The 21,073-nt window shown below is 62.3% G+C and carries 22 protein-coding genes and 1 pseudogene; 7 read left to right on the plus strand and 16 right to left on the minus strand.

From position 1 onward, the window contains the following. The 10 genes from pufL to ACIQ39_RS08485 all read right to left on the minus strand — a co-directional run. On the minus strand, positions 1 to 774 hold a 774-nt coding region (pufL, locus tag ACIQ39_RS08440), incomplete at its 3' end, for a photosynthetic reaction center subunit L (protein WP_396434171.1). A gap of 83 nt (positions 775 to 857) precedes the next feature. Continuing rightward, positions 858 to 1,067 (minus strand): light-harvesting antenna LH1, alpha subunit, encoded by a 210-nt coding sequence (gene pufA / locus ACIQ39_RS08445; protein WP_396434172.1) that lies wholly within the window; start codon positions 1,065 to 1,067, stop codon positions 858 to 860. 10 nt (positions 1,068 to 1,077) lie between these two features. Beyond that, on the minus strand, positions 1,078 to 1,302 hold the full coding sequence (locus ACIQ39_RS08450) for a hypothetical protein (RefSeq protein WP_396434173.1): 225 nt from the start codon (positions 1,300 to 1,302) through the stop codon (positions 1,078 to 1,080). Between the two features lie 44 nt (positions 1,303 to 1,346). Beyond that, the gene (pufB, locus tag ACIQ39_RS08455; protein ID WP_295503022.1) at positions 1,347 to 1,490 is read right to left on the minus strand and encodes a light-harvesting antenna LH1, beta subunit; all 144 of its coding nucleotides are present in this window, start codon (positions 1,488 to 1,490) and stop codon (positions 1,347 to 1,349) included. A gap of 140 nt (positions 1,491 to 1,630) precedes the next feature. After that, positions 1,631 to 3,157 carry a chlorophyllide a reductase subunit Z gene (bchZ, locus tag ACIQ39_RS08460; protein ID WP_396434174.1) on the minus strand — a complete coding sequence of 509 codons (1,527 nt, stop codon included), beginning with the start codon at positions 3,155 to 3,157 and terminating at the stop codon, positions 1,631 to 1,633. Continuing rightward, positions 3,154 to 4,707 carry a chlorophyllide a reductase subunit Y gene (gene bchY, locus ACIQ39_RS08465; protein ID WP_396434175.1) on the minus strand — a complete coding sequence of 518 codons (1,554 nt, stop codon included), beginning with the start codon at positions 4,705 to 4,707 and terminating at the stop codon, positions 3,154 to 3,156. Before bchY ends, bchZ begins: the two co-directional genes overlap by 4 nt. Before the next feature lie 32 nt (positions 4,708 to 4,739). After that, positions 4,740 to 5,744: a chlorophyllide a reductase iron protein subunit X gene (locus ACIQ39_RS08470; protein ID WP_396434176.1), complete on the minus strand. Its 1,005-nt coding sequence runs from the start codon at positions 5,742 to 5,744 to the stop codon at positions 4,740 to 4,742. Beyond that, on the minus strand, positions 5,741 to 6,694 hold the full coding sequence (bchC, locus tag ACIQ39_RS08475) for a chlorophyll synthesis pathway protein BchC (protein ID WP_396434177.1): 954 nt from the start codon (positions 6,692 to 6,694) through the stop codon (positions 5,741 to 5,743). The genes ACIQ39_RS08470 and bchC overlap by 4 nt, the downstream gene beginning before the upstream one ends. Positions 6,695 to 6,731: 37 nt before the next feature. Further along, the gene (locus ACIQ39_RS08480; RefSeq protein WP_396434178.1) at positions 6,732 to 7,946 is read right to left on the minus strand and encodes a methyltransferase; all 1,215 of its coding nucleotides are present in this window, start codon (positions 7,944 to 7,946) and stop codon (positions 6,732 to 6,734) included. 32 nt (positions 7,947 to 7,978) lie between these two features. Further along, a complete protein-coding gene (locus ACIQ39_RS08485; protein WP_396434179.1) occupies positions 7,979 to 8,932 on the minus strand; it encodes a polyprenyl synthetase family protein in 954 nt (317 codons plus the stop codon). A 192-nt stretch (positions 8,933 to 9,124) separates the two neighbouring features. On the opposite strand from ACIQ39_RS08485, the gene ACIQ39_RS08490 reads away from it, so the two are divergent. Continuing rightward, a complete protein-coding gene (locus ACIQ39_RS08490) occupies positions 9,125 to 9,334 on the plus strand; it encodes a hypothetical protein (RefSeq protein WP_396434180.1) in 210 nt (69 codons plus the stop codon). A 14-nt stretch (positions 9,335 to 9,348) separates the two neighbouring features. Here the strand turns inward: ACIQ39_RS08490 and ACIQ39_RS08495 are convergent, their stop codons facing one another. The 3 genes from ACIQ39_RS08495 to ACIQ39_RS08505 form a co-directional block, all read right to left on the minus strand. Continuing rightward, positions 9,349 to 11,100 carry an ABC transporter transmembrane domain-containing protein gene (locus ACIQ39_RS08495; protein WP_396434181.1) on the minus strand — a complete coding sequence of 584 codons (1,752 nt, stop codon included), beginning with the start codon at positions 11,098 to 11,100 and terminating at the stop codon, positions 9,349 to 9,351. A 205-nt stretch (positions 11,101 to 11,305) separates the two neighbouring features. Continuing rightward, on the minus strand, positions 11,306 to 12,292 hold the full coding sequence (locus ACIQ39_RS08500) for an NADPH:quinone reductase (protein ID WP_396434182.1): 987 nt from the start codon (positions 12,290 to 12,292) through the stop codon (positions 11,306 to 11,308). 26 nt (positions 12,293 to 12,318) lie between these two features. After that, positions 12,319 to 13,074, minus strand: a complete 756-nt coding sequence (locus tag ACIQ39_RS08505) for a sulfite exporter TauE/SafE family protein (RefSeq protein WP_396434183.1) — start codon at positions 13,072 to 13,074, stop codon at positions 12,319 to 12,321. Positions 13,075 to 13,330: 256 nt separating this feature from the next. Here ACIQ39_RS08505 and ACIQ39_RS08510 point away from each other — a divergent pair, with 256 nt between their 5' ends. Beyond that, entirely contained in the window at positions 13,331 to 13,705 is a 375-nt protein-coding gene (locus tag ACIQ39_RS08510; protein WP_396434184.1) for a DUF2237 family protein, read from the plus strand. Between the two features lie 11 nt (positions 13,706 to 13,716). Here the strand turns inward: ACIQ39_RS08510 and ACIQ39_RS08515 are convergent, their stop codons facing one another. Then, positions 13,717 to 14,211, minus strand: a complete 495-nt coding sequence (locus ACIQ39_RS08515; RefSeq protein ID WP_396434185.1) for an Rrf2 family transcriptional regulator — start codon at positions 14,209 to 14,211, stop codon at positions 13,717 to 13,719. A 129-nt stretch (positions 14,212 to 14,340) separates the two neighbouring features. Here ACIQ39_RS08515 and ACIQ39_RS08520 point away from each other — a divergent pair, with 129 nt between their 5' ends. From ACIQ39_RS08520 to ACIQ39_RS08535, 4 genes are all read left to right on the plus strand, one after another. After that, entirely contained in the window at positions 14,341 to 14,907 is a 567-nt protein-coding gene (locus tag ACIQ39_RS08520) for a hypothetical protein (RefSeq protein WP_396434186.1), read from the plus strand. Then, positions 14,904 to 16,511, plus strand: a complete 1,608-nt coding sequence (locus ACIQ39_RS08525) for a deoxyribodipyrimidine photo-lyase/cryptochrome family protein (RefSeq protein ID WP_396434187.1) — start codon at positions 14,904 to 14,906, stop codon at positions 16,509 to 16,511. Before ACIQ39_RS08520 ends, ACIQ39_RS08525 begins: the two co-directional genes overlap by 4 nt. A 3-nt stretch (positions 16,512 to 16,514) precedes the next feature. Then, positions 16,515 to 17,843, plus strand: a complete 1,329-nt coding sequence (locus tag ACIQ39_RS08530) for a DASH family cryptochrome (RefSeq protein ID WP_396434188.1) — start codon at positions 16,515 to 16,517, stop codon at positions 17,841 to 17,843. A gap of 131 nt (positions 17,844 to 17,974) precedes the next feature. Further along, positions 17,975 to 18,937 (plus strand): DMT family transporter, encoded by a 963-nt coding sequence (locus ACIQ39_RS08535; RefSeq protein WP_396434189.1) that lies wholly within the window; start codon positions 17,975 to 17,977, stop codon positions 18,935 to 18,937. Positions 18,938 to 18,962: 25 nt separating this feature from the next. Here the strand turns inward: ACIQ39_RS08535 and ACIQ39_RS08540 are convergent, their stop codons facing one another. Next, a complete protein-coding gene (locus ACIQ39_RS08540) occupies positions 18,963 to 19,976 on the minus strand; it encodes a metal-dependent hydrolase (protein ID WP_396434190.1) in 1,014 nt (337 codons plus the stop codon). A 227-nt stretch (positions 19,977 to 20,203) separates the two neighbouring features. On the opposite strand from ACIQ39_RS08540, the gene ACIQ39_RS08545 reads away from it, so the two are divergent. Continuing rightward, positions 20,204 to 20,722, plus strand: a complete 519-nt coding sequence (locus ACIQ39_RS08545; protein WP_396434191.1) for a bacteriohemerythrin — start codon at positions 20,204 to 20,206, stop codon at positions 20,720 to 20,722. A gap of 101 nt (positions 20,723 to 20,823) precedes the next feature. Here the strand turns inward: ACIQ39_RS08545 and ACIQ39_RS08550 are convergent. Further along, positions 20,824 to 20,991: pseudogene (locus tag ACIQ39_RS08550) on the minus strand (IS91 family transposase); the annotation flags it as partial. Positions 20,992 to 21,073 lie beyond the last annotated feature (82 nt).

Genomic DNA, 21,073 nt, shown 5'->3' on the forward strand with positions numbered 1-21,073 from the left:
ACGGCTCCAGAAAGGGCCACTGAGCACGATGCACAGCGCGCTGAACAACACAGCCGCCAGCGCCAGGAACAGGCCGACTCTGTGGATGCCCAATGTGCCCACCGAATAACCGATGAAATCCCGGAAAAAGGTGTCCTCATGCTCCGGGGTTTTGACCACTTGTCCAGGCTGCGGGTTGGTGGAGGAAAGAACCAGGCCACCGTGCAGCGACAAAGCAAACACGCTGGCAAAGAAGAAACTCACGGCAATCATGTGCGCCGGGTTGTAATGAAAGTGCAGGTACTGGTAGCCCACGTTGGAGACCCAGTCCAGGTGGCTGTAAATGCCATACGGAAAGCCGTGGCCCCACGCACCCATGAGCACTGGGCGCACGACCACCAAAGACGCATAACCCAAAATGGCCACACCGAAAGCAAAGGGCACGTGGTAGCCCATGCCCAGCTTGCGGCAGATTTCGACCTCGCGCATCATCCAAGAGATGAAAGCGCCCAGAGCACAGACTGTGATGAGCTGCCACAGGCCGCCCTCCATCAGGGGCGCAAAGCGCAGGCCGTACGACAAATCAGGCGGTGCGATGCTGATTTGCCAAAGGTTCCAGGTCGGGCCTTGTGAGGCACCCCACAAAATGAGCGCCGTGCCCAGGAACGAAAAAAACAAGGTTGTCACGCCGAAGAAACCGACGAAAAAAGGTCCGACCCAAAAATCGAACAAATCACCACCCAGCAGGGTACCACCGCGAACACGGTACTTTTTCTCAAAATTCAGCATGGCCATGGTTGGGTCCTCCTGCTTCAGTGGATGAACAGGTGCTGCATTGCATGGGGCTCAATGGCAGCACCTGGACGGCAAGTCCTGGATCAGGACTTGGGCGCAGCGATAGAAGCCACCGAAGCGGGCAGCGGCGAGTTTTGCGCCGATGCTGCTACGGGCTTTTTCGCGCCGTCGAGCCAGTTGAATTTGTTGGTGCTGAGCAAGATGAGGTGAATCATCGCGGCCAGGCCAAACAAGAAAATACCCTGCAGCACCATGGCACGCAAAGGGTCGTAAAGTCGCCAAATTCTCCACATGGTTGATCTCCTAAATGATGTGGGACATGAAGGTGTACACCGCAGCTTTCACACCCTGACTCATGCTCTTGGCATCTTCTGCACCGGGCAGCAGATCCCGCCAGTGAACGCCGACCAGTTTGGCCAGTACGACGAGCACGAAAAGACATCCGAATCCGATGAGGAAAATGGACCAGTAAGCAGGAGACTCATCCGCACGCGAATGGGCCTCATTGAAGTGGGTGGTGTTTTGCATGACAGTGACTCCGTCAATCGATGGTTAAAAAATCAGGCTCTGAATCAGAACCAGGGACGCCACGCCCAGACCAGGATGTGGGCCAACACAGCAACCGCTGTAAAGCCCACTAAGCCTTGCATCCAGTAGTGGTGGAACTCCTGGGCTTCCTCATCGGTGAGTCCGGAAATGGATGTCTTTGTTGACATTTTTTGCTCCTATAAACAAGGCCTTGCGACCCGGGGTGCGCACAGCCCGCGCAGATGGGCATCCGCAGCCAAAGGCCACGACATCTTGGGCAAGGCACCGAACATGTCGGCCCCTGCTGTTGTGTTGATCTTGGTGGGGCTCATGCCGCCACCCCCAAGCCCAGTTCGCGGCTGGCCGCGTTCACATGGGCTTCAGTCACCTCGCCATGGCCTTGCGCCTGCGAGAGTTGTTCGGCCTGGTCGCGCAAACGCTTGGCCGCAGAAATTTGCACCAGCACCGGCTGGTTTTGCACCACATCGCGCAGGCGCTGCTGGGCTTGGTCTTGCCAACTGGCATTGGGGGGTGCCACACCACGCGCTTGAGTGGCTGGCGCCTTGTCCATCTCGGTGCCCAGGGGCAGGATGTGGAACAAGGCATCAAACAGCGCGTTGCACACCTCTTGGATCAGGTAGCTCGCACCGCTGTAACCCATGAAGGGCGTGCCGGTGTGGCGGCGAATGATGGCGCCCGGAAACGATGCCGGTATGAAGGCCGCACGCATCGGGCTGCCGCCGGAGATTTCACTCAGGTACATGCGCTCGTTGTAGCTGCCAAACATGATGAGTGGCGTTTGCGTTTTGACCAGTTCACGCACAGCGGCGTTGTCGGTTTTGTTGCCTGCGGTGCGCGACACGCTGAAACGGCAGGGCAAGCCCATTTCGGTTTCGAGGAAGTTTTTCAGGCCCCGTGAATAGGTCTCGCCCGCCACCACCGCAAAACTGGCGGTGGCAAAAAAGTCTTGCGTGACCGAGCGCCACAGGTCCCACATGGGTTTGAGGGTGGTGTGCTTTTCGCGTTCGATGAAGGGCTCGGGGTCCAGGTGCAACAACTCGCCCAATTTGCGTAAAAAGTGGGTGGTGCTGTGCAGCCCGATGGGTGCTTGCAAATAAGGACGCTCCAAAGCCTCGCACAGCATGCGGCCGAACTCGCGGTACATGCAGATGTTGACATCGGCTTCAACCAAGCGCGAGACATCGGCCAGGTGGCTGCCCAGCGGGAACACCATGTTGACCTCGGCCCCTATGCCTTGCACCAAGCGGCGGATTTCGGCCAGGTCGCTGGCACTGTTGAAGGTGCCGTAGCAAGGGCCAATGATGTTGACGCGGGGCTTTTCGCCCACGGGGCGGTCTTCGAAAGCTTTGCGCGCAGGCACTTTGCGCAGACCGTATTCGCTCCACAGCCAGTACATGGCACGGTTGGCGCACTGCCACTGGTCTTCGTCGATGGTGCGGGGCAAAAAGCGCGCGATGTTGGTGCCTTCGGGCGTGACGCCGCCGCCGATCATCTCGGCGATCGAGCCGGTCACCACCACAGCGGGCAATTCGGGGTCGAGCGTGGCATGGGCGCGCTTCATGGCGCCTTCTGTGCCTTCGCGGCCCAGCTGCTCTTCGGCCAAACCGGTCACCACGATGGGCAATTCATGCGGTGGCAAGGCGTCGGTGTAATGCAAGACCGAAGTCACCGGCAGGTTTTCGCAACCCACCGGGCCGTCGATCACCACTTGCAAGCCCTTGATGGCGGTGAACACGTACACCGCGCCCCAGTAACCGCCTGCGCGGTCATGGTCCAGGATGAGTGGCGATTTGGGCTTGGCCACCGTGCTGGGTGGTGCAGACACGTGGTTCATGAGCCCATCTCCTCGGCTTTGCGCTTTTTCAAAACCTTCTCCAGCTGGCGTCGGGTTTCGGCTTTGAACTCGGGACGGTCTTTGGGCACCGACTCCCACACGCCTGCGGCGTGGCCTGCGCCCACATCGCCAAAGAAATCTTTCATGGCGTCAAAGCGGGCTTGGTTGCCCATGGCCGCTTGCACCACCTGCACCAGCGAACCGGCACCGGCCACACCCATCAGGGGCCTGGCCGAAATCAGGTTGGTGAAGTACAGCGAAGGCACGCTGTTTTGTTTGGCGATCTGCACCACCGGGGTGGTGCCAATGGCCAACTGCGGCCGGTACTCGTACATGGCGTTCAGGTCTTGCTCCAGCGAGGCGCGCATTTGCACCTGCACGCCTTTGGCTTTGAGCCATTCGATGTCGTGTGCGTTCCACTCGGTGGCTGGGCAGGCCGAGCCCACATAGCGCACATCGGCACCGCATTCGATCAGCAAGCGGCCGACCAGCAACTCAGAGCCTTCGTAGCCGCTCAGGGTGATGCGGCCCGAGATGGGTTTTTGCATCAACAGGCCGCGCATTTGCGTGAGCGCTTGGTTGCGCGCCAGATCGATTTGCGCCTGCGCGATGCCAGCGGCCTGTCCGATGTTTTGCAGCCAGTCTTGTGTGCCTTCGAGGCCCACCGGGGCCGAGCCCACCACGGGGCGGCCTGCAGCTTTGAACTCGCGCACGCTGGCGGTGTAAAACGGGTGGATGGCCGCAGCCACCGAGCAGTCGAGCGCAGCGTAGAGCTCGCGCCACTCGCGGGTAGGCACCGTCGGGCCAGCGGCCAAGCCCATGGGGGCGAGCATTTGGCCAATGATGACCGGGTCGGCCGGGAACATTTCACCCAGCAAAGCCACCGTAGGCAAGACGCCCCGACCGGCACGGGGCGCGGCCACCGGGCCGCTCATGATTTCTTCGCGGGCGTATTTGAGCATCGCCCCGGCCAGCACGTCCTTGGCCTCGGCGTGCGTGGGCACACCAAAACCGGGCACGTCGATGCCGATGATGCGCACGCCGTTGATCTCTTTGGGCAAGAGCTGCAAGGGCACGCCGCTGGCTGTTGGGACACACAGGTTGATGATGACGATGGTGTCGAGCTTGTCCGGGTCGGCCTCGGCGTGCACCGCTTCGCGGATGTCTTCAAACAGCTTGCCCGTGACCAGCGACTCGGAGTTGAAGGGCACATAACCCACGCTGCGGCGCGCACCATAAAAATGCGAGGTGAAGGTCAGGCCATACACGCAGCAGGCCGAGCCCGACAAAATGGTGGCGGTGCGCTTCATGCGCAGGCCCACACGCAGCGAGCCAAAGGCCGGGCACATGCTTTGCGGCTGGTCGTGCGGACCGGCATCGGGCTGGCGCGGGTAGTCGCGGGCGTATTGGTTGAGCACTTCAGATTTGCCGGCTTCTTTGGCGGCGGCCACCATGGCCTCTGCCCCGGCGTGGCAGCCCATGCCATCGCCTTGCAGGCCTGCCGGGTTCGCAGCTGGTGGGCTGGGGTGAATCGGGATGGTGCGTGTCATGGCTGTTTCCTCGGGTGTGTCGGTGGCCGCGTTCAAGCCGCGTCGTAGACGACTTCCAGCGAGGGCTTGATGTCTTCGTTTTTGCCCACCATGTCGAACAAGGTGGCGGGCTCAAGCACCACATTGCGGCCCACCACGTCGGCGCTGAACAGGCCCAGCAACTGGTCTTGGGTTTGTGGCTTGGGACGCATGGGTGGGGCTTCGGCCACGTTTTTGGCCAGTTCGGCAAACAGCGCGCCCCATTCGCCGTCGGGTCGGCCAATGATTTCGTAGCTGGCGCTCTTGCGGCGGATGTCTTCGTTGGCCGGAATGGCGGCCAAGACCGGGATGCCCGCGTTGCTGGCAAAAGCCTGGGCTTCGCCCGTGCCGTCGTCTTTGTTGATGACCATGCCGGCCACGCCGACGTTGCCGCCGAGCTTGCGGAAATACTCCACCGCCGAGCAGACGTTGTTGGCCACATACAACGACTGCAAGTCGTTGCTGGCCACCACAATCACTTTTTGGCACATGTCACGGGCAATCGGCAGGCCAAAGCCGCCGCACACCACATCGCCCAAAAAGTCGAGCAGCACGAAGTCAAAACCCCAGTCGTGAAAGCCGAGTTTTTCGAGCGTTTCAAAGCCGTGGATGATGCCGCGACCGCCGCAGCCGCGACCGACCTCGGGGCCACCGAGTTCCATGGCAAACACGCCGTCGCGCTTGAAGCAGACATCGCCAATGCTCACGGCCTGGCCTGAGAGCTTGAGGCGGGATGAGGTTTCGATGATGGTGGGGCAAGCCTTGCCGCCAAACAGCAAACTGGTGGTGTCGCTCTTGGGGTCGCAGCCGATCAGCAGCACTTTTTTACCTTGCTGGGCCATCATGTAAGACAGGTTGGCCAGCGTGAAGCTTTTGCCAATGCCGCCCTTGCCATAAATGGCAATGATTTGCGTTTCTTTGGTGACCTCAGAGGTGCTGACGGCGTCGGGTTCGACATCGGCCTCGCGGCGCAACAACTCCACAAATTTGATGGGCTGAACAGTGGTGTCGGTGGTCATGTGTTGGCACTCCAATCAAGGATCATCTTGAGACAGCTCGCATCTCCGAAGGCGGTCTCGTAGGCTGAACCAGCTTGTGTCGATGGCTGGGTATGGGTGATCAAACCGTCGAGCGACAAGCGGCCGGTGTGCACCAGTTCGTTGACGGCCAACAGGTCGGGGCGCTTCCACTCGGCGGCGATGCGCATGCGCGCTTCGCGCATGAAGGCCGGGGCGTAGGCGAATTTCAAATCTTGTTTGTAAAAACCGGCCAACACCAACTCGCCACCGGGGCGCAGGCGCTGGATCAGGCTGTCGAGCAAGCTGCCGTCGCCGCTCACGTCGTAGATGGTGTTGTAGTCACGGCGTGGGTCGTCTTGGGGTTGCAAGACGGTGTAACCCTCGGCCCCGGAGAAGCGGTCGTTGTGGGTCTCCCACACGGTGGGGGCAGGCATGCCAGCGGCCACCGTCAGGCGCGCCAGCAGGCGGCCCATGACACCGTGGCCAATGATGAGCTCAGGTGGGGCAAAGGGCTCGTGCTGACCACCACCCGAGACCGCGTGGTAGGCCGTGGCGGCCAGCGCCAAGAGCACGGCTTGCGCTCCCAGGTGTTCAGCCACAGGCACCACTTTTTGCGCGTTGACCAGCAAATGCGAGGCCGCCCCACCAAACAGGCTTTTCACACCAGTGAAGCAATTGGCCCCTGGCACAAACACGCGTTGTCCCGCTTGCACACCGCTGTCCGAGGTGCTGCGGAGCACACGGCCCACCGTTTCGTAACCCGGCACCAAGGGGTAACCCATGCCAGGGAAGGGGGGCATGCTGCCGTCCCAGAGCATGCGCTCGGTGCCGGTGCTGATGCCGCTGTATTCCACCGCCACTTCGAGCTGGCCGGCCTGCAGTTCGGGCAAATCCAGGGCCTGCAAGCTCAGTTGCTTGGGGCTGTTGAAAACGACGGCTTGGGATTTCATGCTTGTATTCTTTGCTTTACATGGTCTTATGTCAAAGTTAATTGACACTTTGAGCCGAAACCAAGGGTAAACACTGAGATTTACGCCCCACAAGGATGCGCGCATGGATAGGCATGGCGTTGGGCACCTGCTCCACATGGCTGAATCCGGCCTCTTGCATCATGGTTTGCAGCTCTTGCGGCGTGCGCAGCCGCCCTGCCCCCATGGCCAACAAGTAAAAATGAAAGTACGCATCGACCGAAGCGCCGGGTTGACCGGCCTCGTCCTCAGGCTGGGCCATGGGCTCGGCCAACAGCAAGGCCCCGCCCACCGGCAATGCGGCGTAGGCTTTTTGCAAAATCTGCCGCACCACCGCATCGGGGTGGTCGTGCGCCACGCGCACCAAGGTGATCAGGTCGGCCCCTTCGGGCAGCGGGTCGTCCAAAAAACTGCCGGGATGCAAAGCCACACGTTCGCCCAGCCCTTTGGCTTGCAGGCCTTCACGGGCCAGCGCCAGCACCGGGGGCAGGTCGAACATCTTGAATGTGAGGTGCGGGGCGTGCGCGGCCAATTCGCTGACAAAGCGGCCCTTGCCAGCGCCCACGTCGAGCACGCAGCGGTGCTCGTCAAAGAAGTAAGACGACAAGATTTCTTGCACCACAAAGCCCTGCGAGGCGGCCATGAGCTGCGAGTAGCGGGTGAATTTGTCGGCCTCGGATGCGGGCATGGCCACAGCGGCTTTGTCGTGGGCATAGGGCCAGTACTCGGCCATGCCACCGCTCCAGGCGTTGTGCAGGAACTGCAAGGGGTCTTGCATGTCTTGGTAGAGCAGGTGGTTGTGCTCGATCATCTGACCGATGCCCTCGTGCTGCGCCAGCGGCACGCCCAGTGGGCCCAGGCCAAAGCGGCCTTGGCTGCGGTGCTCCAGCAGCCCCAGCGCCACGGCAGACAGCAGCAAGCGCTGCAGCACCGCCGGGGCCAGCCCGGTGCGGCGGGCCAGGTCGGTCAAGTTGGCCGGGGCTTGGTGCAGGGCGCGAAACAGGTCCAGCCGCACGCAGCCCAGCAGCACTTGGCTGTGTACAAACCCGGCCATCAGGTCGAACAATTTGCGGGTGCGGCGGCGCGTGAGCCAGCGCGTCAAGGGGTTGCTCAGCGACCAGCGGTACAGGCCGGGGTGGGCATACCAGCGCTCGAGCCGGGCTTGCCAGGCGTCTTGCAAGGAAGTGTCGGCGGTGTGCGCCTGCACAGCGGCCAGATCCAGGGGTTGGGACATGGTGCTTCTTTCGCTTCAGGTGGCCTGTGGGCTCAATGCGGCACAGTCCATGCGGTACTGGGCTGCATGTCAGGCTGGGTGCCGGGCTGCGGATGAGGCACGCCCACCGAATGGGCCTTGAAGTAGCCCTCGCACAAGGCTTTGGGCACCAAGCGCTCGGCCTCGAGCTGCACCAATTGGCGCAGCATGTCTCGGCAAGAACAGGCAGGGATCGACGAGGCGGCTTGGTCAATCAGGTGGTCAAAGTGGGCAATGGCCCCCTCCAAACCCAAGGCCTGCGCCGAACTGGGGCGGGCGTGCAACACGTCTTGGCCAGCAGGTTTGCCCAAGGTGGCGGCGTCGGCAATCACGTCGCGGATGTCGTCGGCCACTTGGTAGGCCTCACCCAAGTACTGACCCAAAAACGCCCAGGGCTTTGGCGATGCGCCGCTGCTCAGCGCCCCAGCGCAGGTGGCCGAAACGAACAAGGCCCCGGTCTTGGCGCGTTGGTACTGGCCCAAATCGGCGCTGGTCTCGCACTCCCAGGCTTGGCCAGCGACGATGCCGTTTGGCAGTCCGACGCCCGTGGTCAAGTTGTCCATCAGCCGGATCAGGCGTGCAGGGTGCTGCACACCGGCTTGCAACAAAACCCGGTAGGCCATGACGATCAGGCCGTCACCGGCCAGCAAGGCCAGCGGTTCGCTGAAGGCTTTGTGCACCGTGGGCCGGCCGCGCCGCATGTCGGCATTGTCAAAGGCGGGCATGTCATCGTGCACCAATGAAGCGCAGTGCATGAATTCAAGGGCCACAGCGGCGGCATCCGTCAGTTGCGGGGCGTTGTCTCCGCAAGCGGTGGCCACGGCCATGCACAGCTGCGGGCGAATGCGGGCCCCACCGGAAAACACCGCATGCCGCATGGCCGCCACCAAGCGAGGGGGTGCCCCAGTGCCTGCGGCTTGCTCAAAATGGGTGCTCAAGGCTTGCTCGGTACGCATCAACAGACTCATGGGACCTCCTTTGGGGAAGGCCCGTCAACCCCAGCTGACAGGCATGGGTGTAAATGTAACCTGATTTCAATGACTGTCAACCTTTATTGACACCCTGGGTGCACGCCCCAACAGCACACCCCCATTGAGCCGCTGGTTTTGCAAAATACCCGCTAGGATGCCGGTCTCGAATCCGCGTGCAGGAGCAGCGTCATGGGCATTTACTTGGAACTGGGCATTTTTGGGCTGGTGTTCGTGTTTGCCTTTTGGCAAATGCGCGATGTCCGCAAAGCACAAGAACAAACGCGCCAGCAAAGGGCGCGTGAGAAAGCCGCACAAGAGGCCGAGGATGCAGCGGCCATGGCCTCATCGGCCAGAGCGCCTTCAGCTGCACAGGCCTCGGCCGAACAAAAAGTCAGTTAACAGGCCGCAAAGCCTCAGGCCGCACTGAACTGCAGTGCCGCCAAGCTGGCGTAAAGCCCGCCTTTGGCTTGCAACTCGGCGTGGGTGCCCTGCTCCATCAAGCGGCCACGCTCGAGCACCCAGATCACGTCGGCCCGCTGCACCGTGGCCAGGCGGTGCGCGATCACCAAGGTGGTGCGGCCCAGCATGGCTTTGTCGAGTGCGGCTTGCACCATTTTTTCGCTTTGCGCGTCCAAGGCGCTGGTGGCCTCGTCGAGCAACAAGAGCGGCGGGTTTTTCAAAATCGCCCGGGCAATCGCGATGCGTTGGCGCTGCCCACCCGACAGGCGCACGCCCCGGTCGCCCAAATAGGTGTCAAAGCCTTCGGGCAGCTCGCGGATGAACTCTTGCGCATAGGCCGCCTCGGCGGCAGCCTGCACCTCTTGCAGGCTGGCCTCGGGTCGGCCGTAGCGGATGTTCTCGATCACCGTGCCCGAAAAAATCACCGGCTCTTGCGGCACGATGGCCATGCGCTCGCGCAAATCGTGCAGGCCCATTTGCTCGATGGGCACGCCATCGAGCACGATGCGGCCCAACTGCGGGTCGTGAAAGCGCATCAGCAAATCGAACAAAGTGGTTTTGCCCGCACCGCTGGGGCCCACCACGGCCACCGTCTGTCCGGAGTGGATCTGGCCACTGAGTTCATCCAAGGCCCAAATGCCGGGGCGCGAGGGGTAGTGAAAACGCACCGCCTCCAATTGCAGCGAAGAGCCGCCCTGGGGCCAGGCCGCCTGTTGCGGGTGGGCCGCGATTTTGAGGTTGGACTCGGTGTGCAGCAGCTCCATCAGGCGTTCGGTGGCCCCTGCTGCGCGCAGCAAGTCGCCGTAGACCTCGCCCAACACCGCAAAGGCGCTGGCCAACAAGATGACGTAAAACACCGTCTCACCCAACTGGCCCGCCGTGCTGGTGCCCGCTCGCACGGCCAGCGTGCCCATGTACAAGCCCCAAAGCAAAACCGCGCTCGAAGCCATGATGATGAAGCCCACCAACACAGCGCGCGCGCGAATGCGGCCTAAAGCCGAACCCAAAGCGCGCACTGTGGAGTCGACAAATCGGCGCGTCTCACGGCCCTCTGCGGTGTAGCTTTGCACCACGCTGATGGCGTTGAGCACCTCTGAGGCGATGGCGCTCGAATCGGCCACGCGGTCCTGGTTGGTACGCGACAGTCGGCGCACCCGGCGGCCCAAATACACGCTGGGAAAAACCACCGCCACCAGCACCGCCACCACTTGCAGCATCAGCACCGGGTTGGTGTAAACCAACATGACCAGCGCGCCTGCACCCATGACCAAGTTGCGCAGGCCCATGGAAAACGAAGACCCCACCACGGTTTGCACCAGCGTGGTGTCGTTGGTCAAGCGCGAGAGCACTTCGCCCGATTGCGTGGTTTCAAAAAAAGCCGGGCTTTGCTGCAGCACATGGCCGTACACCGCATTGCGCAGATCGGCGGTGATGCGCTCACCCAGCCAACTCACGGTGTAGTAGCGGCCTGCCGAGAACACCGCCAAAGCCGCGGCCACAGCAAACAGCTGCAAAAAATTGCCCGACAACTGCTCGGCGGGAGCGCCACTGACCAAACCTTGGTCAATGAGCTGGCGCAATACCCATGGAAATGCCAGTGTGGTGCCTGCCGCCAAAAACAAAAACAGCGCCGCCACACCCATGGCCGCACGGTAAGGCTTGAAAAAAGGGACCAGACCGGTCAGCGATTTCGGAGATGTAGCCATGAACGAACAAACAACCCATACAACAACGGGACAGCCAAGAACAAGCTTTGAAGCATAACGGCAAACCGCAGCGTCTTTCGCTTGGGCTGTCGCACTGCGGCTTGGCCTGGGGCATCCCGTTTGGGCACCCGCTTGCAGCGCTGCGACCCCGCCAAGTCAGCGCCTACCTGGCCCGCCATGGCCCCGCCTTGGCCTGAGGCTCGGCTCAAAGCGCGATCACCACATTGCCCACCGTCTGTCCCGCCTCCACCGCTTGGTGGGCTTGCACCACCTGGTCGAGCGCAAAGCGTGCGCCAATGCTCAGCTGCAAGCGCTGCGCCGCCAACATCTGCGACAACCGGGCCACAGCTTGGAGGCGATCGCTGGGGGGCAGGTCATAGACCAGAAAGAATTTGACGCCAAAGGATTGGAACAGCCAAGGCCGAAACGGCAAGGCCACCTCCAGCGCGTTGGAGCCATAGCACACCACTTGGCCATGCGGCGCCAAAGCACCCTCTGAGGCCCAGGCGGCGGCGGTCGAAAAATCCATGTCGATCATCACATCGGCCCCTCGGCCTTGCGTCAAAGCCTTGACGCGCTCAGGCACCGATTCGGTTTTGTAAAAAACCGCCTCCTGCATGCCCGCAGCGCGGGCGTGCTCGGCTTTGGCCTGTGAGCCCACGGTGCCAATCACCCGCCCCCCAACCTGCGTCACCATTTGCGTGATGCAGTGCCCCACCGCCGAAGAAGCCCCGCTGACCAACACCGTCTGTCCAGACAAATCACCACCGAGTCGCTCGGCCAGGATGACCGCTTGCACCGCCGTCAGGCCCGGAATGCCCAGGCAGGCCCCGGCCGCAAAATCAATCCCCTCGGGCAAGCTCACAGCCTGCGCGCTAGGCAAAGCAATGTACTCGGCGCAGCTGCCCCAAGGGCGCTGCCACTGGGCGTTCCAAAGCCACACCCGCTCGCGCAAACGCGCAGCAGGCACGCCCTCGCCCACTGCCTCAATCACGCCCGCGCCATCGCTGTGCGGCACGATCAGCGGATCGTTCACGGGTCTGGCGCGACGCGACTTGACATCCGAGGGATTCACCCCCGAGGCGGCCAGGCGCACCAGCACCTCCCCGGCTTGCGGGCTGGGGGTGGGCAAGTCGCCCAACTGCATCACGTCTTGCGCTTCGCCATTGCGGCTGTACCAGGCTGCTTTCATGACAGGTCTCCTCAAAAAAAAATGTGTCAAGCCAAACCGTCCCACAAAAGCTTGCTGCCCGTGAGGAACATGCCCAAGCGGATCAGGCGGTAAAACAAATCGGGCCGGATGCGGCGCGCCAAGCGCACACCCAACCAGACCCCCAGCGGGGCCAGCGGCAACAGCACCACAGACGTGGCCAAATTGCGCAGGTCCAGCAAACCCAGCCAAGCGTAAGGCAACCACTTGGCCAAATTGATAAAGAAAAACAAATAGGCCAAGGTGCCGGTGAACAAAAGCGGCGGCATTTTCAGGCGCATCACATAAGCGTTCACCGGAGGGCCTCCTGCGTGCGCAATGAAACTGGTGAAGCCCGAGGTCATGAGCAAGAGCGCGCCTTGCCAGCGCGGCGGCGGCGGCCCATGGGGCTTGGGTTTGAAGAACATTTGTTGCGCCAAGAACAACAAGGTGAAGCCCCCCACAATGGCGGCCACCACTTGCGCATCCAGCAGTTTGAACAACACCGCCCCCAACACCACACCCACCAAAGCAAAGGGCACCATCAAGCGCAGCAAGGCTCGGTCCACATGGTTGCGAAACGTTGCCAAGCCCAACAAGTCCATCAGCAACAAAACGGGCATCAAAATCGCAGCTGCCTGGGGCACCGTCACGGCCAAGGCCATCAGGGGCACCGCCAAAGAACCAAAGCCCGCCCCAAAACCACTTTTGCTGACCCCCAAAAGCAGCACGGCAGGCACGGCAATCAGGTAGAAAAAAGGGTCGGTGATGAGCGGAAAGTTCATGGGTCAGCGAGCGCTGCGGCCATCTTAGCGGCATGCCACCGCGTCGCGGGTCGCGCATGGGCGCTTGGCGGCACAAGCCCTGCCTCGCCACAAGCCATGGCCATACAAGTGCACCTAGGCCTGACGCCTTGGACAGCCGCCAGCGGCAAGGCACAGAGAAACCCTGCCGCGCTGATAGCCATTAGCGCAGGCGACAAGCACGGTGCGCTGGGGCACAGACAATACGCCTCCCATCCACCCACGCTTTTGGACACCCATGACTCGCTCCGGTTTGAATGTTCTCGGCGGCGACCTGATGCCTTGCTCTTATGACCCGCTCACGGGGTTTTTCAGGGATGGCTGCTGCAGCGCCAGCGACGAAGACGCTGGCTCACACGTGGTCTGCGCCAAGCTCACGCAGGAGTTTCTGGATTTTTCACGCGCCCGAGGCAACGACCTGGTCACACCCAGACCCGCTCAACGCTTTGCGGGTTTGAAAGCCGGTGACCGCTGGTGCCTGTGTGCCATGCGCTGGCTAGAGGCTTTTCAGGCCGGTGTGGCCCCGCAAGTCGTGCTCGAGAGCACGCACAAAAAAGCCCTGCAGTTGGTGACCTTGGCGCAATTGCGCGAGTTCGCTTGGGCACCGCACTGACACAGGCCGCATCACACCATCATGCTGAGTTGGAACACCGAGTTGGGCGCACGCGGCATGACCGGGGCAGGCATGGGTTTGAGCCTGAATTGACCCAGCATGGAGGTGACGCGGGCATCGCTGGCCATGAAGGGCACGGCCACATCGGCCAAGGTCTGCGCCTGCAGCAAGCCCTGCAGATTGGTTTGGATGCCACACTCCAAGGCCTTCAAGGGGTGATCGCCCTCTGGGTAAAGCGCGTCAAAGCTGTGCACCTCTTCGAAATGCTGCACCACATCCCACAAGCTGATGTCCTCTGGATTTCCTCGCAGCTGGTAGCCGCCGCCCGGGCCCCTGTGGGCACGGATCAGACCGGCCTCGCGCAGTTCTTTCAAAATGGATTCGGTGTACGAAGACGACAATTTCAGTCCGTGCGCGATCTCTTCGGTGGTCACGGGCTTGATGACCGCACGCGAGGTGATGAACACAGCAATGTCAAGGGCTTTGACTGTTTTCTTCTGGATCATGGCGTTCTCCGTTAATGATGAGATATTCTATGACCATACGGTCATAAAACAACCATTAATTTTTAAAATAAACCAAAATTCATTGACCATGTCTCCACCGGCACGCCAAAACGCACAAGGACTGCGCCCATGAAACGGTCCGTGGCCGCCGTATTGGCCTTGGTCACCAGTGTTTTGGTGGTCGACAGCCATGTGGACTGGGTGCGTCTGGACAACCGGCCACTTTTAGCCCTGAACGGCATGCACTTTGACCTGCACGGCTGGGGCGCCGAGCAGTGGCTGCGCTTGCACCGCGACTGCGCAGCCGTGCAAGTGCTGGACCCAGACAGCCCCCATGCACGCGCCTTGTTGCGTGTGGTGCAGCAGCACAGCCTGCCGGACTCGCAAAGTGCTCGATGGTTGCAACTGCAGCAACTGGGCGATTGGCTTGTGGCCGAGGTCGCTTTTGACACCCTCAAACCCACGCTGGTGGTCTTGCGCCAGATCGGCACGCAGTGGCATGTGCAAGACCAAGCGGTTTGGAGTGGCTCCACCGCGCCTTGGCAAGCCGCCCACTTTGTGCGCCTTTACCTGCGCCAACAAGCCCCTGACTTGCCAGAGCCCTTGCTGGCCTGCTTTCCGGTTGAACAGGCGCGCTACGGCCAAGGCCCGGGCGGTCTGGGGCCGGTGAACCTGAGCCCGAAAGAGCGGCCATGAGCTACCGGGTGGTGTGGTTCAAACGCGACTTGCGCCTGCACGACCATGCGGCGCTGGTGCATGCCGCAAGCCTTGGGCCGGTGCTGTGCCTGTACATCGCCGAGCCCGAACTGTGGGCCCAGCCCGACGCGGCCTTGCAGCACTTTGAGTTTGTTCGCGAATCCCTGACCGAGCTGCAGCGCGACCTGCACACCCTGGGCGGCAGCTTGCAGGTGCGTGTGGGCAACGCGGTGCAGGTGCTGGCCGCGCTGCACGCACAAGCGCCGTTTGCCGAGCTGGTGGCGCACCAAGAAACCGGCAATGCCTTCACCTACGAACGCGATGTGCAAGTGGGCGCGTGGTGCCGCAGCGCGGGCGTGGCCTGGACCGAGTGGGCGCAGTTTGGTGTGGTAAGGCGCCTGAAAAGCCGCAACACCTGGCAAGCGCGCTGGGAAGCCCACATGGCCGCAGCCACCGCTGACCTGTCTGATGTGCCCGATCTGCGCTTTGCCCCGGTGCAGGCCAGCCAGGGGGCCGAGATCTTGACGCCACCACCGGGCTTGCAGCACAACCCCGCCCAGCGCCAGCGCGGTGGGCGACGTTTGGCCATCGAGACCTTGAACAGCTTTCTGGACTTGCGGGCGCAGACTTACCGGGGCGGCATTTCTTCCCCCCTGTCCTCGCCCACCGCCTGCTCGCGTTTGTCGGCCTACCTGGCCTATGGCTGCCTGAGCATGCGCGAGGTGGTGCAAAGCACCCGCGCCACGCTGCAAGCCCTGCCGCCGCAGGCCAGTCGGCACCGGGCGGGCCTGACGGGTTTTGTCAGCCGTTTGTATTGGCACTGCCACTTCATCCAAAAGTTAGAAAGCGAGCCCGAAATCGAGTGGCGCAACATGCACCGGGGTTACGACGGCCTGCGCGAAGACGGCTGGAACGACGGGCACTTTGCGGCCCTGACCTCGGCGCGCACCGGCTGGCCCATGGTCGACGCCTGTGTGCTCATGCTGCACCAAACCGGTTGGCTCAACTTTCGCATGCGGGCCATGCTGGTGTCGGTGGCGGCCTACCCGCTGTGGCTCGATTGGCGGCCCGTGGGCCACTGGCTGGCCACGCAGTTTTTGGACTACGAACCCGGCATCCACTGGAGCCAGTTGCAAATGCAATCGGGCACCACCGGCATCAACACCACACGGGTCTACAACCCGATCAAACAAGCGCAAGACCACGACCCCAAAGGCATTTTTGTGCGCCGCTGGCTGCCGCACATGCGGCGTGTGCCCGACACCTGGTTGTTCGAGCCATGGCTGATGCCGCCCGAGGTGCAGCGCCACTGCGGCCTGACGGTGGGCAGCGGGCCAGAGGCCGACATTCCCCTGCCGGTGGTGGACTTGGCCGAGGCCACACGCACATCCAAAGCCGCGCTGCACGCGCGCCGCGCCGAGCCTGGTGTGAAAGCGGGCAAAAAAGCCATTGTCGACAAACACGCCTCGCGCCAACACGGCAGCGGCGCGCAACGCAACGTGTTCACCCGCGACAGCGACACCCCCAAGACCGGTCGTCGGAAGTCGGCCAAATCGTCTTCAGCCAATACCCCACCCAGCCCTCAGCTGGGCTTTGATTTTTAAACCATGCGCAGCACCCTTTTCTGGTTTCGAAACGATTTGCGCCTGCACGACCAACGCGCCTTGAAGCAAGCAATTGAGCATGCCCAAACCCATCAGCAAAACTTGCTGCTGCTCTATGTGCACGAACCCGTGCAAGACCAGCCCACCGCCTGGGGTTTTCGCCGCATGGGCGCGCACCGGCGGCGCTTTGTGGTCGACACCCTGCAAGACCTGCAAAACGCACTCCAAGCTGCGGGCCAGCGCCTGGTGCTGCTGCACGGCCCCGTGGCCGACGTGCTGCCCGCCTGCGCACAAGCAGTGGGGGCGGACACCGTGTTTTGCGAAGACATCGCCGCGCCCGAAGAACAAGCCCAAGTCCAGGCGCTGATCAAGGCGGGCCTCAACGTCAACACCCTGTGGCAGTCCAGCCTGATCGAGCCGGTCGCCCTGCCCTTTGCGGCCGAAAACATGCCCCAGGTGTTCACCGAATTTCGCCAGCGCATCGAATCGGCCGGTCTCAAGCCCTTGGCACCTTTGCCTGCACCCACCGATTGGCCCGCGCCGCCGCCAAAGCCTTTGGGCCACTTGCCCGACTGGACCGAAAACGCCTTCACGCTGCTGCAAGCGCACACCGAGGGCGATGCACAAGATGACGCGCACCCACGTTCCAACTTTCCCTACACCCAAGCGGCCTGCCAAGGCGGCGAGACCCGCGCGCTGGCGCACCTGCACAGCTACCTCACACCACCCTGGCCCGACCGCTACAAACAAACCCGCAACGCCCTGCAAGGCCAACACACCAGCAGCCACTGGTCGCCCTGGCTGGCCACGGGCGCGCTGTCGGCCCGCCGCATTTGGGCCGAGCTTGCGGCCTACGAGGAACAGCACGGCAGCAACGACGGCACCTATTGGCTGTGGTTTGAGCTGCTTTGGCGCGACAACTTCCGCATGCTGCATTTGCAGCACGGCCCACAACTGTATGCGGCGCGGGGCTTGTCGAACTTGCCCAAGCCCTCGCACTTTCCCAAAGATTTTCAGCGCTGGTGCCATGGCCAAACCGGCGAGCCGATTGTGGACGCGGGCATGCGCGAGTTGGCCGCCACGGGCTTCACCTCCAACCGCATGCGCCAGATCGTGGCCAGCTTTTTGGTGCACGACCTGTCGTGCGACTGGCGCGCAGGCGCGGCTTGGTTCGAGTCGCAGTTGGTGGACTTTGATGTCAGCAGCAACCAAGGTAACTGGCTGTATGTGAGCGGGCGCGGCACCGACCCACGGGTGGGCAGGCGCTTTAATCCCGCCAAGCAAGCCCAAGACCACGACCCGCAGGGCCGCTTTCAAAAGGCCTGGCTCTAAGGTCAACACAGGCAGCGCCGCCTTGTCAGCCAGGACCCAAGACAGGGCAACAAAAAAATGACAAGGCGAAACCGCATCGCGCCAACCAAGCTTGACAATGCGGGCCTCACACGCATTTTTTCTTGACCCCTATGTCGCGCAAAACCGCCACCCTCACGGCTGGCATTTTCTTTTCTTTGGCCGCCGGCATGCTTTGGGGATTGGTGTTTGTCGGCCCACTGCTCTTGCCCGACTACCCTGCCGCCATGCAAACCTTTGGTCGGTACTTGGCTTTTGGCCTGATGGCCTTGCCTTTGGCCTACATGGACCGCGCCGAGATCGGGCAACTGAGCCGCGCCGACTGGCTCACAGCGCTCAAGCTTGGGGCCATCGGCAATGTGCTGTACTACCTGTTTTTGTCGAGTGCCATCATGCGCTCGGGCGGTGCTTTGCCCACCGTGGTCATCGGCACGCTGCCGGTGGTCATTGCCATCGCCGCCAACCACCTGAACCGTCAACGCGACGGCCACTTTCCGTGGCTCAAGCTGGCCCCGCCTTTGGCGCTGGTGCTCTTGGGCATCGCCTGCGTGAACCATGCCGAGTGGCAAGCCCTGCTGCAAAACCCTGTGGCCGACACCCGCCGCTACATCACCGGCGCTCTGTTTGCCGTGGGGGCCATGCTTTGCTGGACTTGGTACCCCATCCGAAACGCCAATTGGATGCGCGGCAACCCCGAGCGCAGCTCACGCATGTGGGCCACAGCGCAAGGCTTGGCCACCCTGCCACTGGCCTTGCTGGGTTACTTGGTGTTTTGGCTTTGGGCCCATGCCACCGACTACCCGCTGGACATGCCATGGGGCCCTCGCCCGCTGGTGTTTGTCAGCCTCATGCTGGCCATTGGTTTGTTGGCCTCGTGGCTGGGCACCTTGTGCTGGAACGCGGCCAGCCAGCGCTTGCCCACCGCCTTGGCGGGCCAGCTCATCGTGTTTGAAACTTTGGCCGCCCTGGGCTACGCGTTTGCCTTGCGCGGCCATTGGCCTGAGCCCCTGACCTTGTTGGGCATTGGCTTGCTGGTTGCGGGCGTGGTCATGGGCGTGCGCGTCAAAGCGGTTTGAGCCAGGTCCTTCGGCGCACACACACCTATTGCCCCGGCGGCGGCACATCGCGCCCCAACATGCGCTGACCCAACCACCTCAGGCCCTCGCCCACATCCATGCGCCTGCGCATTTGCACGGCGACCGGGTGGCTTTGTCCAGGCTGCAGGGGCGGGCCAAGGTCAAAGGTGAACACATAGCTGGGCTCTTGGCCCATGCGCAAGTCGGTCAGTACCAAATGCTCAGCCACGCGCTGCACCTTGAAAAACCCATCGGTGAAGCGCACCATGGCTTGCACATGGGGGTGATCGGCGTTTTGCAGGGCCAAAGCCTCGCCGCGCGGATGGGCTACAAACCGCATGGCCCTGTCGCCATCCAACAACGAATAAAAGCCTTCGTGAAAACGCTCGCCATCGAGCGCCACCACACGCCAAACAATGGTGTTCAAAGGCGCGGGGGTGACCAGCACCGACTGGCTCGGCAAGCCTTGCGCTTGCAAGGCTTGCCGGGCGTGTTGGGTGACCCAGGCTTGCGCCGCCGCGCTCCACAGCAAATAAAAAGTGCTGAAGACCAGTGCCCACGCGTTCACGCGCAAAGCCCGGTCCGCCGAGCTGAAACTCAATGCAGCCACCAAACCCAACAGCAGGGGCACCGAGTACAAGGGGTCGACGATGAACATGCTGCCCAAACCATAAGCCTCGTCGGTGAAGGGCTGGAAAATTTGGGTGCCGTAGATGGTCGTCCAATCAAGCAAAGCGTGCGTGACCAGTGCCAACATGAGCGCCCAGCACCAACGCCCGAACAACTGCGCTTGGCGGTGGATGCGGCTGACCGCCCAGGCCATGGGCACGGCAAACAGCGCCAAGAACAACAAAGCATGGGTTTCAGCACGGTGCCGGATCATGTTCAACACCGGGTCGCCGTGGTCAATCAGCACATCCAGATCGGGCAACAAGCCGGCCACGCCGCCCCACAGGGCCGACTTCCAGACTGCGGTGCGCCGCCCCATGACCGCCACGCCCACCGAGGCCCCTAAAAGTATTTGCGTCACGGAATCCATGCTGAGGCTGCTGCTGCGTTGTTCAAAAGTGCAGAGGTTAACGGCTTTCAGATGTCCCTTGCGCCAGGCGAAGATCGGCGCGCTTTGTCCCATCTGCGCTGGCACAGCCTCACAGATGGGGCCGCCGAGCACGCCAAGCCCCGGCATGCCCCTTGCGGCATGGGGCTTGCTGGGCTGGATCGATAATGGGGCTGGATTTTTTTTCAACCACCCCCTCTTGTTCAGCCATGCCCCCCACTGTCACCGCCCCACTTGCCGCACCCGCCGTTGGCGCCCCCGATCCGATGCAGTGGACCGCCGCACTGCGCACAGGCGATGCCCGCATCGACGCCACACACCAAGAATTTGTGGGCATGATCAACCAAATTTTGGCCACCCCTGAGGATTTGCAACTGCCGGTGTACAAGGCCTTTTTAGACCACACGGTCCAACACTTTGCGCAAGAAGAGCGCTGGATGCTGGCCACCGGCTTTTCGGCCGACAACTGCCACGCCGAGCACCACGCCACCATTTTGGAGACCATGCGCGCGGTCGAAGCCCATTACCTGGACAGCGACCCGAGCATCATCACCCGCATGGCCGAGGCCTTGGCCGAGTGGTTTCCGGGCCACACCGCCAGCATGGACGCGGGCTTGGCGGCGCACCTCCTATCGGTGGGTTTTGACAGCGCCACCGAAACGCTGGCCGATCCATCGGTCATTCAAAACGTGACCATGTCGGGCTGTGGCAGCGTCAGCTGCAGTTAAACCCAACCCAAGCCTTGAACCGCTTGCCACCCCCATGGCCAGCCCCCTGCTTGCCCAAGCGCCCAGCCCCCCACAGCGGCCCATGGGATGTGCCGTTTTGGTCACCAACTGACGCGCTGATCGACCTCACAGTCCTGTGTCGGTTGCGCCGCCAGATCCCAATCCGACCCGATCTGACTGCCTTCACCGGCCAGCGCATCACAGCGCTCCCATAACGGCGGCCCGCGAGCCGGGGAAATGTGCGGGGGCTCGCAGGCGACACCGATGTGCCTGCGGCGCTTGTTCGAGCGCGCAAAGCACAAAGCCCGAACCGTTGCCAGTTCGGGCTTTGTCAGGACAGCTTGAAGACGG

Origin of the sequence: Limnohabitans sp., assembly GCF_044361645.1 — a bacterium.
Classification (GTDB): domain Bacteria; phylum Pseudomonadota; class Gammaproteobacteria; order Burkholderiales; family Burkholderiaceae_C; genus Limnohabitans_A.

Bases quoted from the DNA above. Each gene is read 5' to 3' on its own strand.
- pufA (WP_396434172.1), bottom strand. From the start codon at position 1,067: ATGTGGAGAATTTGGCGACTTTACGACCCTTTGCGTGCCATGGTGCTG.
- ACIQ39_RS08450 (WP_396434173.1), bottom strand. From the start codon at position 1,302: ATGCAAAACACCACCCACTTCAATGAGGCCCATTCGCGTGCGGATGAG.
- pufB (WP_295503022.1), bottom strand. From the start codon at position 1,490: ATGTCAACAAAGACATCCATTTCCGGACTCACCGATGAGGAAGCCCAG.
- bchZ (WP_396434174.1), bottom strand. From the start codon at position 3,157: ATGAACCACGTGTCTGCACCACCCAGCACGGTGGCCAAGCCCAAATCG.
- bchY (WP_396434175.1), bottom strand. From the start codon at position 4,707: ATGACACGCACCATCCCGATTCACCCCAGCCCACCAGCTGCGAACCCG.
- ACIQ39_RS08470 (WP_396434176.1), bottom strand. From the start codon at position 5,744: ATGACCACCGACACCACTGTTCAGCCCATCAAATTTGTGGAGTTGTTG.
- bchC (WP_396434177.1), bottom strand. From the start codon at position 6,694: ATGAAATCCCAAGCCGTCGTTTTCAACAGCCCCAAGCAACTGAGCTTG.
- ACIQ39_RS08480 (WP_396434178.1), bottom strand. From the start codon at position 7,946: ATGTCCCAACCCCTGGATCTGGCCGCTGTGCAGGCGCACACCGCCGAC.
- ACIQ39_RS08485 (WP_396434179.1), bottom strand. From the start codon at position 8,932: ATGAGTCTGTTGATGCGTACCGAGCAAGCCTTGAGCACCCATTTTGAG.
- ACIQ39_RS08490 (WP_396434180.1), top strand. From the start codon at position 9,125: ATGGGCATTTACTTGGAACTGGGCATTTTTGGGCTGGTGTTCGTGTTT.
- ACIQ39_RS08495 (WP_396434181.1), bottom strand. From the start codon at position 11,100: ATGGCTACATCTCCGAAATCGCTGACCGGTCTGGTCCCTTTTTTCAAG.
- ACIQ39_RS08500 (WP_396434182.1), bottom strand. From the start codon at position 12,292: ATGAAAGCAGCCTGGTACAGCCGCAATGGCGAAGCGCAAGACGTGATG.
- ACIQ39_RS08505 (WP_396434183.1), bottom strand. From the start codon at position 13,074: ATGAACTTTCCGCTCATCACCGACCCTTTTTTCTACCTGATTGCCGTG.
- ACIQ39_RS08510 (WP_396434184.1), top strand. From the start codon at position 13,331: ATGACTCGCTCCGGTTTGAATGTTCTCGGCGGCGACCTGATGCCTTGC.
- ACIQ39_RS08515 (WP_396434185.1), bottom strand. From the start codon at position 14,211: ATGATCCAGAAGAAAACAGTCAAAGCCCTTGACATTGCTGTGTTCATC.
- ACIQ39_RS08520 (WP_396434186.1), top strand. From the start codon at position 14,341: ATGAAACGGTCCGTGGCCGCCGTATTGGCCTTGGTCACCAGTGTTTTG.
- ACIQ39_RS08525 (WP_396434187.1), top strand. From the start codon at position 14,904: ATGAGCTACCGGGTGGTGTGGTTCAAACGCGACTTGCGCCTGCACGAC.
- ACIQ39_RS08530 (WP_396434188.1), top strand. From the start codon at position 16,515: ATGCGCAGCACCCTTTTCTGGTTTCGAAACGATTTGCGCCTGCACGAC.
- ACIQ39_RS08535 (WP_396434189.1), top strand. From the start codon at position 17,975: ATGTCGCGCAAAACCGCCACCCTCACGGCTGGCATTTTCTTTTCTTTG.
- ACIQ39_RS08540 (WP_396434190.1), bottom strand. From the start codon at position 19,976: ATGGATTCCGTGACGCAAATACTTTTAGGGGCCTCGGTGGGCGTGGCG.
- ACIQ39_RS08545 (WP_396434191.1), top strand. From the start codon at position 20,204: ATGCCCCCCACTGTCACCGCCCCACTTGCCGCACCCGCCGTTGGCGCC.